The following is a 17,418-nucleotide window of genomic DNA, read 5'->3' as shown; positions in this document are numbered from 1 at the left end:
TCCGTGGCAGCCGCGAGCAGCGACTTCGGAGCGAACGAATGGCTGGTGGAGGAGCAGTACGAGCTCTTCAAGCAGGACAGGTCGAAGGTGGCCGAGTCCTGGTGGCCGATCCTGGAGCGCTACGCAGCGCAGCAGGGAGGCGGCACCACCACCGCGACCACGGCGCCGCCCGTGGCTGAGACGCCCGCAGCGCCATCCGCGCCGCAGTCGGCTCCGCCCGCGCCCGCCGCCCCCAAGGCTCCGACGGCACCGGCCGCCGCGCCCGCGGCCCCGGCGAACGCGCCGGCCGCGCCCGCGCAGTCCGCGCCCCCGCCCCCGCCGGCGCCCACGAAGCCCGCCCAGCGCCCCGACGGGTCGATCGCGGCGCGCACGACGAAGACGCCCGCGAAGCCCGCCCCCGTCCCCGCCGACCGCGACAAGGCGGACGCCAAGGCCGACGAGGCGAAGGCCGACGAGCCCACGGTCACGCCGCTGCGCGGCATGCCGAAGGCGCTCGCGCACAACATGGACCTGTCGCTGGCCGTGCCGACCGCCACGAGCGTGCGCACCGTGCCCGCGAAGCTCATGATCGACCAGCGCATCGTGATCAACAACCACCTGCGGCGCACGCGCGGCGGCAAGATCTCGTTCACGCACCTCATCGGCTACGCGCTCGTGCAGGCGCTCAAGGCCTTCCCGAGCCAGAACGTGTCGTACGCCGAGATCGACGGCAAGCCGTCGCTCGTCGCCCACCCGCACGTCAACCTCGGCATCGCCATCGACCTGCCGAAGCCCGACGGCACGCGCGCGCTGCTCGTGCCGAGCATCAAGCGCGCCGACACGATGGACTTCGCCGAGTTCATCGGCGCCTACGAGCAGCTCGTGAAGAAGGCCCGCGCGAACAAGCTCGAGGCCGGCGACTTCGCAGGCACGACGATCTCGCTGACGAACCCCGGCGGCATCGGCACCGTCCACTCGGTGCCCCGACTCATGCAGGGCCAGGGCTGCATCATCGGCGCCGGCGCGCTCGACTACCCCGCCGAGTTCCAGGGCGCGAGCCAGGAGCGGCTCGCCGACGCCGGCATCGGCAAGACGATCACGCTGACGTCGACCTACGACCACCGCGTCATCCAGGGCGCAGGGTCCGGCGAGTTCCTGAAGATCGTCCACGGCCTGCTGCAGGGCGAGGACGGCTTCTACGACCGGATCTTCGCGGACCTGCGCATCCCCTACAAGCCGATCGTCTGGTCGCAGGACGTGTCGGTGCACGAGGCCGACGAGCTGTCGAAGACCACGCGCGTCACGCAGCTCATCAACTCGTACCGCGTGCGCGGCCACCTCATGGCCGACATCGATCCGCTCGAGTACGTGCAGCGCACGCACCCCGACCTCGAGATCGAGCAGCACGGCCTGTCGTTCTGGGACCTCGACCGCGAGTTCGTCACCGGTGGCTTCGGCGGGCGCCGCTCGGCGCAGCTGCGCGACGTGCTCGGCGTGCTGCGCGACACGTACTGCCGCACCATGGGCGTCGAGTACATGCACATCGCCGACCCCGCGCAGCGGAAGTGGTTCCAGGACCACCTCGAGGTGCCGTACGTCAAGCCGACGCACGACGAGCAGATGCGCATCCTCCGCAAGCTCAACGAGGCCGAGGCGTTCGAGACCTTCCTGCAGACGAAGTACGTCGGCCAGAAGCGCTTCTCGCTCGAGGGCGCCGAGTCGATGATCGCCTTCCTCGACGCCCTCATCCAGGGCGCGGCGGAGGCGAGCCTCGAGGAGGTCGTCATCGGCATGCCGCACCGCGGCCGCCTCAACGTGCTCACGAACATCGCGGGCAAGACGTACGGCCAGATCTTCCAGGAGTTCGAGGGCGCCGCCGTCATGCAGGGCTCGGGCGACGTGAAGTACCACCTCGGCACCGAGGGCACCTTCGTCGCCGCCGACGGCTCCGAGATCCCCGTCTACCTCGCCGCGAACCCCTCGCACCTCGAGGCCGTGAACGGCGTCCTCGAGGGCATCGCGCGGGCGAAGCAGGACCGCATCGGCGACGGTCGTCGCTCGGTGCTCCCCGTGCTCGTCCACGGCGACGCGGCCATGGCGGGCCAGGGCGTCGTGTTCGAGACGCTGCAGCTCTCGCAGCTGCGCGGCTACACGACGGGCGGCACGGTGCACCTCGTCGTGAACAACCAGATCGGCTTCACGACGCCGCCGTCCGAGTCGCGCTCGTCGATCTACTCGACCGACGTCGCCAAGGCGATCGGCGCGCCCATCTTCCACGTGAACGGCGACGACCCCGAGGCCGTCGTCCGCGTGGCGGAGCTCGCGTTCCAGTACCGCGAGGAGTTCAAGCGCGACGTCGTCATCGACCTCGTCTGCTACCGCCGCCGCGGGCACAACGAGGGCGACGACCCCACGATGACGCAGCCGCTCATGTACTCGCTCATCGAGCGCAAGCGCTCGGTGCGCACGCTGTACGCCGAGAACCTCGTCGGCCGCGGTGACATCACCGAGGACGAGTACGAGGAGGCGCAGAAGGACTTCCAGGACCGCCTCGAGCGGGCGTTCATGGAGACCCACGCCGCCGCCACCGGCTCGATGCCGATCCCGACGCAGATGCCCGAGGCGTCGATGTCGGGCACGCCGAGCGACACCGGCATCTCGCGCGCCGCGATCGAGGCGATCGGCGACGCGCACGCCAACGCGCCCGACGGCTTCACGGTGCACACGAAGGTGCAGCAGGTGCTGAAGAAGCGCGTCGACATGAGCCGCGACGGCAACGTCGACTGGGCGTTCGGCGAGCTGCTCGCGCTCGGCTCGCTGCTCATGGAGGGCACGGCGGTGCGCATGTCCGGCCAGGACACGCGCCGCGGCACGTTCGTGTCGCGCCACGCGGTCATGCACGACAAGGTCAACGGCCAGGAGTGGCTGCCGCTCGCGAACCTCTCCGAGGACCAGGCGCGCCTGTCGATCTACGACTCGCTGCTGTCCGAGTACGCCGCCATGGCGTTCGAGTACGGCTACTCCGTCGAGCGCGAGGACGCCCTCGTGCTGTGGGAGGCGCAGTTCGGCGACTTCGTGAACGGCGCGCAGATCGTCGTCGACGAGTTCCTCTCGTCCGCCGAGCAGAAGTGGAACCAGTTCTCGTCGCTGACCCTGCTGCTGCCGCACGGCTACGAGGGCGCCGGCCCCGACCACTCGTCGGCGCGCATCGAGCGCTTCCTGCAGCTCGCGGCCGAGCAGAACATGATCATCGCGCGTCCGTCGACGCCGGCGTCGTACTTCCACCTGCTGCGCCGCCAGGCGTATCAGCGGCCGCGTCGCCCGCTCATCGTGTTCACGCCGAAGGCGATGCTGCGCCTGCGCGACGCCGTGAGCCCCGTCGAGGCGTTCGAGTCGGGCACCTTCCAGACGGTGCTCGACGACGCGAAGGTCGACTCCTCGAAGGTCCGCCGCGTGCTCATCCACTCCGGCAAGATCCACTACGACCTCGCCGCCGAGATGGCGAAGCGCGAGATCGACGACATCGCGCTCGTGCGCCTCGAGCAGCTCTACCCGCTCGACGTCGACGGCATCAACGCCGTGCTCGACCGCTACGACGGCGCCGAGCTCGTGTGGGTGCAGGAGGAGCCGCTCAACCAGGGCGCCTGGCCGTCGGTGCACTTCGCGCTGCCGCGCCACCTCCACCACGGGCGCACGCTGCGCGCGATCGGCCGCACGCCGTCGGCGAGCCCCGCGACGGGCTCCCCGAAGCGCTCGGCCGCCGAGCTCGCGCAGATCCTCGACGAGGCGCTCGGCGCCTGACCGCGCTGCAGCGAGAGCCCGCCGTCACCTCGTGACGGCGGGCTCTCGCTCGTGCGGCCCGCGTCGCGTCCCCGCGTCAGCGGTGCGTTTCGCAGGCGATCGTGGGGGTCGAAGGGAAGATGCCCCTCCGCCACCCGCGATCGCCTGCGAAACGCAAGGCCGGAGGGGAAGCAGACGGTCGAGCGCGACGAGCGATCGCCGGTGACGGCGCGTGCTCCCAGCGGCGTGAGGCGTGGGGCTACCCGCTCGCCGACGTCGAGCGCCCGGTCGTGGAGTCGGGCTCCCGATGATCGTGCGGATCAGTGATAGCCGACCCGAACTCGCCGTAGCACGGCAGCGGGCACGCCCACCTCGCGCCGGGCTCGTCCTACGGCTGAGCGATCGTGTAGTCCGTGAGCACGACGAAGGCGCCGAAGGGATCGATCTCGACCCCGGTGAGGTCGGAGAGCTGAGGTGCCATCGCGGGGTCCACGCCGTTGAAGTAGATCGTTCGAGTCTGGGAGCCGTCGGCGGCGAGTGGCTGCGAGTACACCTGTGGGCCTGCGATGTCGCCACCGGGCGGAGCGTATCCGTTCGCAGTCCTCCACCAGTCGAGATGCGCCCCCGGCGCCGGCCCATTGACGTTGTCGCTCCCCAGCAGTGCGATCGAGAGCGCGCCGATGCGCGGGCTTCCATCCGCGTTCGCGGATGCATCGACTGGTGCGTACATCGTGACCACGCACGACACGATGAGCCCGTCGAGGGCCGCGGGGATCGCGAAGTCACCGCGGGGCGCCGCCTGAGCGAGCACCTGCTCGTCCGAGCCCTCGAACGGGAACGACGTCGAGGGCACCAGAGGGTTCGTGTTCAGGTGCACGACGTACTCGTCGCCACACTGAGGCGGCATCGCGTCGGCATCGGCGCGGAACGCAGAGGGCGACGGGGACGGCGGCGACGAGGATTGTGCGGATGACTGGCTGGACGCCGGAGTCGCCGATGGCGCTGACGACTCTCCAGCACCTCCCGCGTCAGCACACCCTGCCAGGAGTGCCAGCAGCCCGACCGGCCAGATCATCGAGCGCTTGCGCATGTCGCCTCCGTTCGCTTGCCCCACCAGCATCGCCGGGCTGGCTGGACAGCAGCCGCACATCGCGTTCGCACCCCGCCTGCCGCGTGAAGTCGCCGCGTAGGAAGACGACACGACCGAGCGAGCCCTGGGCCCTCGCCAACCCCGAATGAGCCGTTCCCCGCGCCGATGCCCAGAGAATCTGACGCTCAGCGCGGGGATGGAACGTCGGCACGGGAGGATGACGGGAACGGGCACATGGCGCGAGCCGTCGCGGTCGGCGCACACGGAGAAGGGCCGCGGAGAGCATGAGTCGCCGGGGCCCTTCACCCTCTGCCGGCGCCCTGGCCGAGGCCTGGGCCCTTCCGGTGGAGGGCGCCTCCGTGAGGAGGTTCGATCATCATGGAGCGCCGTCCGACGCCTCGCAAGACGTCGGGGCGAAGTCGTCTCGACGACGACGTGAAGGTCGAGGGTTCGTCGCTGCGCGCGGCCTCAGCCGTGCGTCGCCTGCACGGCGCGCAGCCGTGCGAGCACCTGGTCCTTGAGCTCCTCGGGAGCCGTCTCCTTGCACGCCTGCTTGAGCGCCATCGTCAGCTGCACGCCGACGGTGTGCTCCTCGGCGCAGTCGGTGCAGCCGTCGAGGTGCGCACGGATGTCCGCCGCATCCTCCTTGCGCAGCTCGGCGTGCAGGTACTCCTCGAGCTCGGCCTTCGCCTTGTCGCAACCGCAGTCGCCCATCAGCGCTTCCCTCCTGCCGTCATGCCCTGCTCGCGGGCGTAGTCCGCCAGCAGCTCGCGCAGCTGCCGCCTGCCACGGTGCAGGCGGCTCATCACGGTGCCGACGGGCGTCTTCATGATCTCCGCGGTCTCGGCGTACGACATGCCCTCGACGTCGACCCAGTAGACGACCATGCGGAAGTCCTCCGGGATCGACTGCAGCGCGTCGCGCACGACGCCCGCGGGCATCCGGTCGATCGCCTCGGCCTCCGCCGACCGCGAGCGCGTCGCGGTCGTCGACTCGCCGACGCCGATCTGCCAGTCCTCGAGGTCGTCGAGCGGCGCCTCGAACGGCTGCCGCTGCCGCTTGCGGTACTGGTTGATGTAGGTGTTCGTCTGGATGCGGTACAGCCAGGCACGCAGGTTCGTGCCGGGCGTGAAGGAGTCGCGGGCGGCGTACGCCTTCGCGTACGTCTCCTGCACCAGGTCTGCCGCATCCTGCGGGTTCCGCGTCATGCGCATCGCGGCCCCGTACAGCTGATCGGTGTACTCGAGGGCCTCGGCGATGAACGCGTCGGAGTCGTCTGCCATCGGCGACGATGATACGCGCGTCAGCACGCTGGTCCCGGTCATGCACCCTCCCCTTCGTAGGATGGAACGGATGACCCAGGCGACGCATTCCCGCGCGTGGGCGGCGCCGACCGCCACCGCACCGCTCGACGCCGTCGTGCACCTGCCCGGCTCGAAGTCGCTGACGAACCGCGAGCTCGTGCTCGCCGCGCTCGCCGATGGGCCGAGCGTGCTGCGCGCGCCGCTGCACTCGCGCGACTCGGCGCTCATGGTCGACGCGCTGCGCGCGATGGGCGTCGGCGTCGAAGAGGTGGGGTCGGGCCCCTTCGGCCCCGACCTGCGGGTGACGCCGGGCGCGCTCGGCGCCGCATCCGTCGACTGCGGGCTCGCTGGCACCGTCATGCGCTTCCTCCCGATCGTCGCAGGGCTCGCGACGGGCGCCGTCGCGTTCGACGGCGATCCGCACGCCCGGCTGCGCCCCAACGCGACGACGATCGAGGCGCTGCGCGCGCTCGGCGTGCGCGTCGAGGACAACGGCACGGGCACGCTGCCCTTCACCGTGCACGGCACCGGAGCGGTGCGCGGCGGCGAGCTGCACGTCGACGCGAGCGCCTCGAGCCAGTTCGTCTCGGCGCTGCTGCTCGCAGCGCCCCGCTTCGACGAGGGCCTCACGCTGCGCCACACGGGCGAGCGCCTGCCATCGCTCCCCCACATCGACATGACGATCGCGACGCTCCGGGCCCGCGGCGTCGAGGCCTCGTCGCCCGAGCGCGGCGTGTGGCGCGTCGAGCCCGGCACCGTCGCCGCGATCGACGTGACGATCGAGCCCGACCTGTCGAACGCCGCGCCGTTCCTCGCCGCCGCGCTCGTCGCCGGCGGTCGCGTGACCGTCGCGGGATGGCCGCGCACGACGACGCAGGTCGGCGCGGAGCTGCCCGGCCTGCTCGAGCGCCTCGGCGCATCCGTCGCCGTCGACGGCGACCGCTGCACCGTCGATGGCGGCGCGGGCGTCGCGGCAGCGCCCCTCGCCGGCGGCGCGATCGACATGGCGCACGCCGGCGAGCTCGCCCCCACGATCGCCGCGCTCGGCGTCTTCGCCGACGCGCCGCTGACCATCCGCGGCATCGGCCACATCCGCGGGCACGAGACCGACCGCATCGACGCGCTCGTCGACGACCTCGCGCGGCTCGGCGGCGAGGCGACGGGCGACGCCGACTCGATCACGGTGCATCCCGGTGAGCTCCACGGCGGCGCGTGGGCCGCGTACGCCGACCACCGCATGGCGACGGCGGGCGCGCTGCTCGGCCTCGCCGTGGCGGGCGTCGAGGTCGACGACATCGGCGCGACGGCCAAGACCATCCCCGAGTTCCCCGACCTCTGGCAGCGCATGCTGCTCGGCCGATGACGGCGGCGCCGTGAGCTGGCTCACCGACGAGCCCGACGATCCGTACGAGGAGTACGACGAGTCGTCGGTGCGCGAGCGCCCGAACCCGAAGGCCAATCGCCCGCGCACGAAGATCCGACCCGAGCACGCCGACTCGACCGACGGCGTCGTGACGGCGGTCGACCGCGGCCGGTACACGGTGGTCGTGCGCGACGGGAAGCCAGACGAGGCGGTCGTGACGGCGGCGCGCGCGCGAGAGCTGCGCAACCAGGCGATCGTCGCGGGCGACCGCGTCGACGTCGTGGGCGACACGAGCGGCGAGGAGGGCACGCTCGCGCGCATCGTGCGCATCCAGCCTCGCACGACGGTGCTGCGCCGCTCGGCCGACGACACCGACGAGTTCGAGCGCGTCATCGTCGCGAACGCCGACCTCATGCTCATGGTCGTCGCGGCGCGCGACCCCGAGCCGCGGCCGCGGCTCGTGCACCGCTACCTCGTCGCGGCCTACGACGCGGGCATCACGCCGATCCTCGTCGTCACGAAGACGGACCTCGCGGACCCGGCGCCGCTCCTGGCGCACTTCGAGGGGCTCGACATCGAGACGTGGCGCTCGCGCTCGGACGAGCCGCCCGCCGAGGCGCTGCGGGCCAGGCTCGACGGGCACGTCACGGTCGCCGTCGGCCACTCGGGCGTCGGCAAGTCGACGCTCGTCAACGCGCTCGTGCCGGATGCGCGGCGCGCGGTGGGCCACGTCAACGCCGTGACGGGTCGCGGGCGGCACACGTCCTCGTCGACGCAGTCGTACCGGCTCGGCGCCGGCTGGGTCATCGACACCCCGGGCGTGCGCTCCTTCGGCCTCGGGCACATCGACGTCGCCTCGATCCTCAAGGCGTTCCCCGACATCGAGGCCGTGAGCGAGGACTGCCCGCGCGGCTGCACGCATCTCGCGGACGCCCCGGACTGCGCCATCCAGGAGGCCGCCGACCGCGGCGAGCTCGACCGCACGCGCGTCGAGTCCGTGCAGGGGCTGCTCGCGACGCTGACGGCGGAGGACCGCTGGTGACCCAGCGTCGGCCGAGCCCGGTCGTCGCGATGCTCGCGCTCTCCAGCACGTGGGAGTCGCGACTGACCGCCGCGCTGCGCGACCTGGGGCTCACGACGCGTCGGCTCGGGCTGCTCGCGCATCTCGACGCGCTGCCCGACCTGTCGTTCTCCGAGCTCGCGCGCCGCACGGGCATCACGGTGCAGTCGGCGCACGCCGCCGTGCGGCAGCTCGCCGACGACGGACTCGTCGACGACGCGACCGCGCACGCGGGCTCCGCGTCGGCGCTGCGCCTGACGGATCGGGGGCGCCAGGTGCTGCGCGTCGCGCAGGAGCGCGTCGCAGCGCTCGACGCGGCGCTCGCGCTGGAGGAGCCGGCGCTCGCCGCGGCGCTCACGGCGGCCCGTCCGCCCGAGGCGGACGACGCGCAACCCGCCGACGCCCACCTTCAGGTAGACTGAAGGCATGACCGCCGCCGCGCCGACCGCATCCCGCTCCCCCTTCGCCTCGCCGCACGCCCTCTACCGCGTCGTCGCGATCGCCGAGGCCATCTCGTGGACGCTGCTGCTCGGCGGCCTCGCGCTGCGCGGCGTCGCCGGCATCACGATCGGCGTGTCGATCGGCGGCGCCATCCACGGCTTCGTGTTCCTGTCCTACGCCGCCACCGCGGTGCTCATGACGATCCACCAGCGCTGGCACGCCGGCGTCGCCGTCGTCGCGATCGCGGCCGCCATCGTGCCCTACGCGACCGTGCCGGTCGAGCGCTGGCTGCGGCACAGCGGCCGCCTCGACGGCGCGTGGCGGCTCGAGGCGACCGCCGACCCCCGCGATCGTCGACCGCTCGATCGGCTCGTGCGCACGCTGCTGCGGCACCCTGTCGTCTTCGGCATCGGCGCGATCGTCGTCGTCGCGATCGTCTTCACGGTGCTGCTGATCGTCGGCCCTCCCGGCCGCTGACGCCCCGCTAGCGTGGATGCCGTGCACCACGCCGACGACCTCGCCCTCGCCCTCCGGATCGCCGACGCCGCCGACGCGATCTCCATGGATCGCTTCCGTGCGAGCGACCTGCACGTGACGACGAAGCCGGATGCGACGCACGTGACCGACGCCGACCAGGCGGTGGAGGCGCGCATCCGCGAGATCGTCGCGGCGGAGCGCCCGGACGACGCCTTCTTCGGCGAGGAGACCGGCACGACGGGCGACAGCCCGCGCCAGTGGATCGTCGACCCCATCGACGGCACCGCCCACTTCCTGCGCGGCGCGCCCGTGTGGGCGACGCTCGTCGCCCTCGTCGTCGACGGCGAGGTCGTCGTGGGCGTGTGCTCGATGCCGGCGCTCGGCCGACGCTGGTGGGCGGCGCGCGGCGACGGCGCGTGGACGTCGCCCGGCGAGCAGCGCCTCACGGTCTCGGCGCTCGGCACGCTCGCCGACGCGGCGATCTCGTACAACTCGATCCAGGGATGGGATGGTGCGGGCTACCTCGACGAGCTCGTCGCGCTCCAGCGCGACGTCTGGCGCGCCCGCTCCTACGGCGACGCATGGAGCTACATGCTGCTCGCCGAGGGCGCCCTCGACGCCGTCGCCGAGTTCGACCTGAAGCCCTACGACATGGCGGCGCTCGTGCCGATCGTCGAGGAGGCGGGCGGGCGCTTCACGTCCGTCGACGGCGAGCCCGGGCCGTGGCACGGCTCGGCCCTCGCGACGAACGGCGTGCTGCACGACGAGCTGCTCGCGCGGCTGGCGCGCTGACGTGGCCGTCGCGCTCGTCACCGGTGGCAGTCGCGGCATCGGCGCCGCGACCTGCCGGCGACTCGCGACCGCCGGCTTCGACGTCGTCGTGGGGTTCGTGCAGGATGCCGGCGCCGCGGACACCGTGGTCGCCGAGGTCGAGTCGCTCGGCCGACGCGCGATCTCGAAGCGCGTCGACGTCGTCGACGAGGGGTCGCTCGACGCGTTCGTCGCCGCCGGTGCCGCGCTCGGTCCGATCACGGCCGTCGTGGCGAACGCCGGAGTGGCGCGTGCGGTGGGCTCGCTCGTCGACAACGCGCTCGACGACATCCGCGCCGACCTCGACGTCAACCTGCTGGGGGTCGTCGCCACGTGCCGTGCCGCGCTGCCCGCGATGGCCGACGGCGGCGCGATCGTCGTCGTGTCGTCGGTCGCCGCTCGACTCGGCTCGCCCGGCACCTACGTGCACTACGCCGCCGCGAAGGCGGGCGTCGAGGCGTTCGCGCACGGGCTCGCGCTCGAGGTCGCTGGCCGAGGCATTCGCGTGAACGCCGTGGCACCGGGCACGACGTGGACCGGCTTCCACCGCGACCCGCAGCGCCCCGCGACGGTCGCCGCCTCCGTGCCGCTCGGGCGCGCGGGCCGGCCCGACGAGATCGCTGCCGCGATCGCATGGCTGCTCGGGCCCGACGCGTCGTACGCGACCGGGTCGGTGCTCGAGGTGTCCGGCGGGCTCTAGCCCTCGCCGCCGTGCGCGCGCTCGAGCTCGCCGACGTCGATCTTCCGCATCCCCATCAGCGCCTGCGTCACGGCACCGGCGTTCGGCCCGGACATCAGCCGGCCCATCGACGACGGCACGATCTGCCACGACAGGCCGAACCGGTCGACGAGCCAGCCGCACTGGCTCTCGCGCCCGCCGTCGGCGAGCAGGGCCTCCCACAGCCGATCGATCTCGGCCTGACCCTCGACCTCGATCACGAGCGAGACGGCCTCCGACAGCGGGAAGGCCGGCCCGCCGTTCAGGAGGGTCACTGCGTGCCCGCCGATCGTGAGGTCGACCGTGAGCGCCTGGCCGGCCATGCCGCCGGGGAACGCCGCGTCGTCGGGATACCGGCTCGTCTGCAGGATCTCGCTGTCCGGCACGAGCGAGACGTAGAGCGCCGCCGCGTCCTCGATGCCTCCGTCGAACCACAGGCTCGTCGCGACCCTCGTCATCCCAGACCCCTCTCGTCGCCCGTGAGCGTACGCCCGTCGACGTGCGCGCGGATAGGGTCGGAGGCATGCGCGAGATCTCCGTGGACGCCATCGCCGCCGACACCGACGTGCCCGTCGTCGACGTGCGCGAGCAGGACGAATGGGACGCCGGCCACGTGCCGCACGCCATCCACATCCCCATGGGCGAGATCGTCGAGCGCCTCGACGAGGTGCCCGACGGCGCCGCGATCATCTGCCACTCCGGCGGCCGCTCGGCGCGCGTCGTGCAGTACCTCGAGTCGCAGGGCCGTGTCGCTGCGAACGTCGTCGGCGGCACCTCGGCGTGGATCGCCGCGGGCCACGACGTCGCCCGCTGACGCCGGCGCCGCCTCCCGCCGAGCACGGCGAAGGGCCGCGGACGAGACGTCCGCGGCCCTTCGTGGCTCCTTCGCGCGTGACACGCACCGACGGTGGTGGAGATGGGGGGAATCGAACCCCCGTCCATCGCTCGGACCGTGCGGCTTCTCCGAGTGCAGTCTGAGTCTCTTCGTTCTGCTCGGCCCCTACCTTTGCCCCAGACACCTAGGTAGACGGGCCCAGTCACAGTTCGAGTCCCGCGAGTCCCTGTGACGCAGGCTCGCAGCGAGTCCCCTAGATGACGCCGAGGTCCAGGGCGGGGACGGACCTGGTTCGACGGACTTCAGGCTCGCTTAGGCAGCGAGGGCGAAGTCGGTGCGCTTGGAGTTGGCACCTATGGGTTTCCAGGGATCGTTCACGAGATGACCCTGGGTCCTCGACTCGCTTCCCGCAGCGACTGAGGCGATGTCGAAACCGATCATCCCCGTGGCTGCGGTGCGTGTCACGCGCTGTGGAGTTGCCAAGCCGCCCGATCTCGCGATCCGCGGCAGCCCTCCATCCTACGGGGCGGGCGCCGACACGGCAACCGAGACCCGGCCCTTGGGGTGCGAGCGCAGCGAGCCTCGAAAGGGTCGACCGAAGCAGGCGGGCACCTTTCGAGGCTCGCTGCGCTCGCACCTCGAGGAGCGGTTGGGAGGGCAACCCAGGATGGGAGGTGGGTGTGTCCGCCGTCAGCCGAAGAGCAGCTCCGCCTCGTGGTACCGGTGCTCGGGCACGACCTTGAGGCCCGACAGGGCGTCGGCGAAGGGCACGCGCACGATGTCGGTGCCGCGCAGGGAGACCATCTGGCCCCATGCCTGGTCGTGCACCGCCTCGATCGCGGCGAGGCCGAAGCGCGTCGCGAGCACCCGGTCCGCCCCCGTCGGCGCGCCACCGCGCTGGATGTGCCCGAGCACGGTCGAGCGCGACTCGATGCCCGTGCGGGCCTCGATCTCGGGCGTGATGAGCTCGGAGATCCCGCCGAGCCGCGGACGGTTGAACGCGTCGAGGCCCTTGTGGGAGTGCGCCTCCCCCATGCCCGTGAGGCGGAACCCCTCCGAGACGACGATGAGCGGCGCGCGGCGACGGTCGTACACCTGCTGCGCCCACTCGCAGATCTCCTCGATCGAGCGCGGCTGCTCGGGGATGAGGATCGCGTGCGCGCCGACGGCCATGCCCGCGTGCAGCGCGATCCAGCCGACGTGGCGGCCCATGACCTCGAGCACCATGCATCGCATGTGCGAGTCGCCCGTCGTGCGCAGGCGGTCGCCGGCCTCGGTCGCGATCTGCACGGCGGTGTCGAAGCCGAACGTGTAGTCGGTGGCGTCGAGGTCGTTGTCGATCGTCTTCGGCACGCCGACGATGGGGATGCCGGCATCGCTCAGGCGCTTGCCGGCCGCGAGCGTGCCCTCGCCACCGATGGCGAGCACGGCGTCGATGCCGAGCCGCTCCATCGTCGCGGCGATGTTCGCGGGCCCGCCCTGGTCGCCCTCGAACGGGTTGGTGCGGCTCGTGCCGAGGATGGTGCCGCCCACGCGCGAGATGCCGCGCACCGACGAGCGGTTGAGCACGCGCACGTCGCCGGCGACGAGGCCGCGCCAGCCGTCGCGGATGCCCACGAACTCGTGGCCGTGCTGCTTGATGCCGCCGAGCACCGCTGCTCGGATGACGGCGTTGAGACCCGGGCAGTCGCCGCCGGAGGTGAGGATGCCGATGCGCATGGCTCCATCCAACCCTGCGTGCGCCGAGCGTGTCGAACCGAGCGGGGCGTGGGCACCTCTCCCCATCGCACGCGCAGACGGGGGTGCCTACCCTGGAGGGACCCGGCCGCTCCCTGGGCCGGACGACGACGGACGGCACGCGCATGGCAGACGAGAGGGCACCGGGCCCCAGCCCCGCCTACGACCCGTGGCAGCAGCCGGAGCGGGCCGGCCTGGACGCGGGACCGGCGACCGGCCGGCAGCCGGGACAGGAGCCTCCACGGCAGCCGGGCGGGCCGCAGCCGGGAGCGCCCGTGCGCAACCCGGATGGCTCGTGGACCGTCGAGGTGCACCCGCCGAGCGCCGGCCAGCCTCCCGCCTCCTCCGCGTATCCGCAGCCGCGCCGTCCGCTCACCGCACCGACGCCCGTCCAGCCTCCCGCGCCCTGGATGCAGCAGCAGCAGCCGCCGTCGATGCCGCCGGCATCCGCGTCCGAGCCGGCGCGTCCGCGTCGCGGGCCGCGCATCGGCCTCATCCTCGGCATCGCGCTGCCCGTCGCCGCCGTCGCGATCGGCGGCCTCGTCGCCGCGCTCGTCGTGCCCGGGGTGCTCGTGGACCGGGATGCGCAGGCGGCGGCCGACGACTACGCGGCGCAGGTCGCCGACTGGGAGTCGGTGTACTCCGACACGGCGCTCCAGCCGCTCGCCGAGCTCGACACGGCGTCGTTCGACGCCGGGCTCGCGACCGCCGCGGCGAGCATGGGCTCGGGCTCGTACGACGACGTACCCGCCGACGCCGCCGCGCTCGAGTCCTCGTGCGCCGACCTCACCGGCCTGTCGGGCCACGCCGCGATGCTCACGGCGCCCGCGCCGTCGCTGCGCGTCGTCGAGGGCGGCGAGCGCAACGACGCGTACGCGCAGGCGCTCGCCGATCAGACCGCGGCCGGCGCGCGGTACGACGCCGCCGCCGCGCTCGCCGACCAGGTCGCGGCGCCCTTCGACGCCATCGACCGCGCCTGCGGCCTCCTGCTCGCGCAGGCCGCCGCGGACGCGCAGCTCGCGACCGACTACGCCGCCTACCTCGCGACCCTCACGGTGCCGCAGGGCGGCACGGAGCGCTTCGACGTCGACGCGACGCGCTGGATCGAGTTCACCTGCAACGCGTCGATCGGCTGCGCCTCGTTCGTCGATCGCGCCGCCCGCGCCGCGTCGGCCGACGCGTGGGATGCCGCGTTCGTCCGCTACAACCAGGCGATGGCGCAGTCGTACCGCGACCACTGCCCCACCGCCGACCTGCAGGCCGCCTGCGACGCCTGGGCTGCGATGCACGACCAGGGCGTGCAGCTCGCCGCCGCCGTGAGCGCCGCGTACCGCGACGAGGACGTCACGGGTGGTGCCGCCTACGGCGGCGACGCCATTCCCGCGCCCGACGCCGCGGCCGCGCTCGACGCGTTCGTCGCCGGCGACGAGGCCGCCTTCGCGTCGGCATCGGCGACGACGTCGTCGGCGACGGGTGCCACGACGATGCTCGGCGCCATCAGCACGCTCGTGCGCACCGAGGGCCAGGCGATCCGCGACGCGGCATCGGCCGTGCGGGCCTGACGAGCGCGGGCTACTCGCCCAGGCGGTTCCGCGTGCGGATCGCGCGCTCGGCCTCGCGCTTGTCCTGCCGCTCGCGCAGCGCCTGCCGCTTGTCGTACTCGCGCTTGCCCTTCGCGACCGCGAGCTCGACCTTCGCGCGTCCGTCCGAGAAGTAGAGCGACAGCGGCACGAGCGTGTAGCCGCCCTGCGACACCGCCGCCTGCAGCTTCTCGATCTGGTGCTTGTGCAGCAGCAGCTTGCGCTTGCGACGCGGCGGATGGTTCGTCCACGTGCCCTGCCCGTACTCGGGGATGTGCACGGCGTCGAGCCAGGCCTCGCCGCGATCGACGTACGCGTAGCCGTCGACGAGCGACGCGCGACCGGCGCGCAGCGACTTCACCTCGGTGCCGGTGAGCACGAGGCCCGCCTCGTAGCGGTCCTCGATCGTGTAGTCGTGCCGGGCCTTCTTGTTCTGTGCGACGACCTTCTGACCCTGCTCGCGTGCCATGATCGCCTCCTGTGCTCGGACCTCGTGGGCAGCCCGTCAGCGTAGCACGCAGGCGTCGCGACGCCGCGGCTCAGACCTTGAGGTACCTGCGGATCGCGACCGCCGCGGCGAGGCCCGCGAAGAGCACGCCGAAGGCCACGAGCCCGGGCGCGACGACGAGGGCGTCGTCGAGCGAGACGACCGCGACGGTGCGCAGCGTCTGCGCGACGTAGCCCTGCAGCACGCCCTGCACGAGCGCGACGATCGCGCCCGCCGCGAGCAGCGATCCGACGAACGCGGCCGTGACGCCCTCGAGGATGAACGGCGTCTGGATGAAGCGGTTCGACGCGCCGACGAGGCGCATGATGCCGAGCTCGCGGCGCCGGGAGAACGCGGAGAGCCGGATGGTCGTCGCGATGAGGAGCACGGCGGCGACGAGCATGAGCACGGCGATGCCGACGGCGGCGAGGCTCGCGGTGTTGAGCACCGAGAAGATCGGCTCGAGCAGCGCGCGCTGGTCGCGCACCTCGAGCACGCCGGGCATGCCCGCGGTCGCCTCGCCGATGACGTCGGCGTCGGCGGGCGTCACGGGGCTCACCCACAGCGCCTCGTTCATCGTGTCGGCCGTCGCGAACTCCGCGGTGGTCGTGCCGCCGAACTGCTCCATGAACCTGGCGTACGCGGCGTCGCGGTCCTCGAACTCGACGCCGTCGACGTACTGCGCGACGGCGGGCGACGCGAGCGCGTCGCGCACCGCCTGGATCTGCTCGGGCGTCGCGGCCGCCTGCGAGCAGGTCTCCGTCTGATCGATGTCGTTGCAGAAGTAGACGGCCACCTGCGCGCGGTCGTACCAGAAGCCCTTCATCTGCGTGATCTGCATCTGCAGCAGCACGGCGGCGCCGACGAACGTGAGCGAGATGAAGGTCACGAGCACGACGGCGACGGCCATCGAGAGGTTGCGGCGCAGGCCCGTCCAGACCTCCTGCAGCACGAGGGCGACCCTCATCGCGCCGCCCCCAGGCTCGCTGGCTCGGTCGCGATGGGCACGGGCGACGTCGTCGCGTACGAGCCGACGAGCTCGTCGCGCATGACACGGCCGGCGTCGAGCTCGACGACGCGCTTCTGCATCGCGTCGACGATCGACGAGTCGTGCGTCGCCATGACGACGGTCGTGCCGCCCTCGTTGATGCGGGCGAGCAGCGCCATGATGCCGGCGCTCGTGGCGGGGTCGAGGTTGCCCGTCGGCTCGTCGGCGAGCAGGATCGGCGGCTTGTTGACGACGGCGCGCGCGATGGCGACGCGTTGCTGCTCACCGCCGGAGAGCTCGTGCGGCAGGCGGCTCGCCTTGCCCGCGAGCCCGACGATCTTCAGCACGTCGGGCACGGCCTCCGAGATGAAGCCGCGGCTCTTGCCGAGCACCTGCAGCGTGAAGGCGACGTTCTCGAACACCGTCTTCGACCGCAGCAGGCGGAAGTCCTGGAAGACGACGCCGAGGTTGCGGCGGAAGTACGGCACCTTGCGGCTCGGGATCGAGCGCAGGCGCTGGCCGAGCACGTGGATCTCGCCCTTCGAGGGCTGCTCCTCGCGCAGCACCATGCGGATGAGCGTCGACTTGCCGGAGCCGGAGGCGCCGACGAGGAACACGAACTCGCCCTTGGCCACCTCGAGGGAGACGTCGGTGAGCGCCGCCCGCGCTGAGCGGGGGTAGGTCTTGGAGACCGCGTCGAACCGGATCACCCGACGAGGCTACGACCGGCGGCGCGCACCGCCCGGGCACGCCCTCGGCGCGGCGCGGA

General features: G+C 72.5%; 17 protein-coding genes and 1 other RNA gene. 9 read left to right on the top strand and 9 right to left on the bottom strand.

Annotation, left to right across the window (positions count from 1 at the left end):
- Positions 1-3: 3 nt before the first annotated feature.
- Entirely contained in the window at positions 4-3,780 is a 3,777-nt protein-coding gene (locus C1N71_RS05370) for a multifunctional oxoglutarate decarboxylase/oxoglutarate dehydrogenase thiamine pyrophosphate-binding subunit/dihydrolipoyllysine-residue succinyltransferase subunit (RefSeq protein WP_137755472.1), read from the top strand.
- Positions 3,781-4,147: 367 nt separating this feature from the next.
- Here the strand turns inward: C1N71_RS05370 and C1N71_RS05365 are convergent, their stop codons facing one another.
- The 3 genes from C1N71_RS05365 to C1N71_RS05355 form a co-directional block, all read right to left on the bottom strand.
- The gene (locus tag C1N71_RS05365) at positions 4,148-4,849 is read right to left on the bottom strand and encodes a hypothetical protein (RefSeq protein ID WP_137755471.1); all 702 of its coding nucleotides are present in this window, start codon (positions 4,847-4,849) and stop codon (positions 4,148-4,150) included.
- Between the two features lie 468 nt (positions 4,850-5,317).
- Positions 5,318-5,563, bottom strand: a complete 246-nt coding sequence (locus tag C1N71_RS05360; RefSeq protein WP_137755470.1) for a zf-HC2 domain-containing protein — start codon at positions 5,561-5,563, stop codon at positions 5,318-5,320.
- Positions 5,563-6,132: a sigma-70 family RNA polymerase sigma factor gene (locus C1N71_RS05355; RefSeq protein WP_254678109.1), complete on the bottom strand. Its 570-nt coding sequence runs from the start codon at positions 6,130-6,132 to the stop codon at positions 5,563-5,565. Before C1N71_RS05355 ends, C1N71_RS05360 begins: the two co-directional genes overlap by 1 nt.
- 70 nt (positions 6,133-6,202) lie before the next feature.
- On the opposite strand from C1N71_RS05355, the gene aroA reads away from it, so the two are divergent.
- Genes aroA through C1N71_RS05325 form a run of 6 tightly spaced genes read left to right on the top strand, consistent with a single transcriptional unit; the run spans position 6,203 to position 11,004 of the window.
- The gene (gene aroA / locus C1N71_RS05350) at positions 6,203-7,516 is read left to right on the top strand and encodes a 3-phosphoshikimate 1-carboxyvinyltransferase (RefSeq protein WP_137755468.1); all 1,314 of its coding nucleotides are present in this window, start codon (positions 6,203-6,205) and stop codon (positions 7,514-7,516) included.
- A gap of 10 nt (positions 7,517-7,526) precedes the next feature.
- Complete coding sequence (gene rsgA, locus C1N71_RS05345; RefSeq protein WP_137755467.1) at positions 7,527-8,558, top strand: ribosome small subunit-dependent GTPase A; 1,032 nt, start codon at positions 7,527-7,529, stop codon at positions 8,556-8,558.
- On the top strand, positions 8,555-8,998 hold the full coding sequence (locus C1N71_RS05340) for a MarR family winged helix-turn-helix transcriptional regulator (RefSeq protein WP_175414113.1): 444 nt from the start codon (positions 8,555-8,557) through the stop codon (positions 8,996-8,998). The genes rsgA and C1N71_RS05340 overlap by 4 nt, the downstream gene beginning before the upstream one ends.
- Before the next feature lie 4 nt (positions 8,999-9,002).
- Positions 9,003-9,494 (top strand): DUF3817 domain-containing protein, encoded by a 492-nt coding sequence (locus C1N71_RS05335; RefSeq protein ID WP_137755466.1) that lies wholly within the window; start codon positions 9,003-9,005, stop codon positions 9,492-9,494.
- A gap of 21 nt (positions 9,495-9,515) precedes the next feature.
- Positions 9,516-10,286, top strand: coding sequence for an inositol monophosphatase family protein (locus C1N71_RS05330; RefSeq protein ID WP_137755465.1), 771 nt, complete (start codon positions 9,516-9,518; stop codon positions 10,284-10,286).
- A gap of 1 nt (position 10,287) precedes the next feature.
- Positions 10,288-11,004, top strand: a complete 717-nt coding sequence (locus tag C1N71_RS05325; protein WP_137755464.1) for an SDR family NAD(P)-dependent oxidoreductase — start codon at positions 10,288-10,290, stop codon at positions 11,002-11,004.
- Here C1N71_RS05325 and C1N71_RS05320 read toward each other — a convergent pair.
- Entirely contained in the window at positions 11,001-11,480 is a 480-nt protein-coding gene (locus C1N71_RS05320) for a VOC family protein (protein WP_137755463.1), read from the bottom strand. The two genes, C1N71_RS05325 and C1N71_RS05320, sit on opposite strands and share 4 nt — an antisense overlap.
- A 65-nt stretch (positions 11,481-11,545) precedes the next feature.
- Here C1N71_RS05320 and C1N71_RS05315 point away from each other — a divergent pair, with 65 nt between their 5' ends.
- Positions 11,546-11,836: a rhodanese-like domain-containing protein gene (locus tag C1N71_RS05315; RefSeq protein ID WP_137755462.1), complete on the top strand. Its 291-nt coding sequence runs from the start codon at positions 11,546-11,548 to the stop codon at positions 11,834-11,836.
- 94 nt (positions 11,837-11,930) lie between these two features.
- Here the strand turns inward: C1N71_RS05315 and ssrA are convergent.
- Positions 11,931-12,302, bottom strand: a transfer-messenger RNA (tmRNA) gene (gene ssrA, locus C1N71_RS05310).
- 245 nt (positions 12,303-12,547) lie between these two features.
- Positions 12,548-13,576, bottom strand: coding sequence for a 6-phosphofructokinase (locus tag C1N71_RS05305; RefSeq protein ID WP_137755461.1), 1,029 nt, complete (start codon positions 13,574-13,576; stop codon positions 12,548-12,550).
- A 143-nt stretch (positions 13,577-13,719) separates the two neighbouring features.
- On the opposite strand from C1N71_RS05305, the gene C1N71_RS14925 reads away from it, so the two are divergent.
- Positions 13,720-15,156, top strand: coding sequence for a hypothetical protein (locus C1N71_RS14925; RefSeq protein WP_175414112.1), 1,437 nt, complete (start codon positions 13,720-13,722; stop codon positions 15,154-15,156).
- A gap of 10 nt (positions 15,157-15,166) precedes the next feature.
- Here C1N71_RS14925 and smpB read toward each other — a convergent pair whose 3' ends face one another.
- From smpB to ftsE, 3 genes are all read right to left on the bottom strand, one after another.
- Positions 15,167-15,643, bottom strand: coding sequence for an SsrA-binding protein SmpB (gene smpB / locus C1N71_RS05295; protein ID WP_137755460.1), 477 nt, complete (start codon positions 15,641-15,643; stop codon positions 15,167-15,169).
- Positions 15,644-15,713: 70 nt separating this feature from the next.
- Complete coding sequence (ftsX, locus tag C1N71_RS05290; RefSeq protein WP_137755459.1) at positions 15,714-16,628, bottom strand: permease-like cell division protein FtsX; 915 nt, start codon at positions 16,626-16,628, stop codon at positions 15,714-15,716.
- Positions 16,625-17,359, bottom strand: coding sequence for a cell division ATP-binding protein FtsE (gene ftsE, locus C1N71_RS05285; protein ID WP_137755458.1), 735 nt, complete (start codon positions 17,357-17,359; stop codon positions 16,625-16,627). The genes ftsX and ftsE overlap by 4 nt, the downstream gene beginning before the upstream one ends.
- Between the last annotated feature and the right edge of the window lie 59 nt (positions 17,360-17,418).

This window comes from Agrococcus sp. SGAir0287, from assembly GCF_005484985.1.
Lineage (GTDB): Bacteria > Actinomycetota > Actinomycetes > Actinomycetales > Microbacteriaceae > Agrococcus.
Note: the sequence above shows the minus strand (reverse complement) of the source record. Positions and strands in the feature narration are given on the sequence as shown.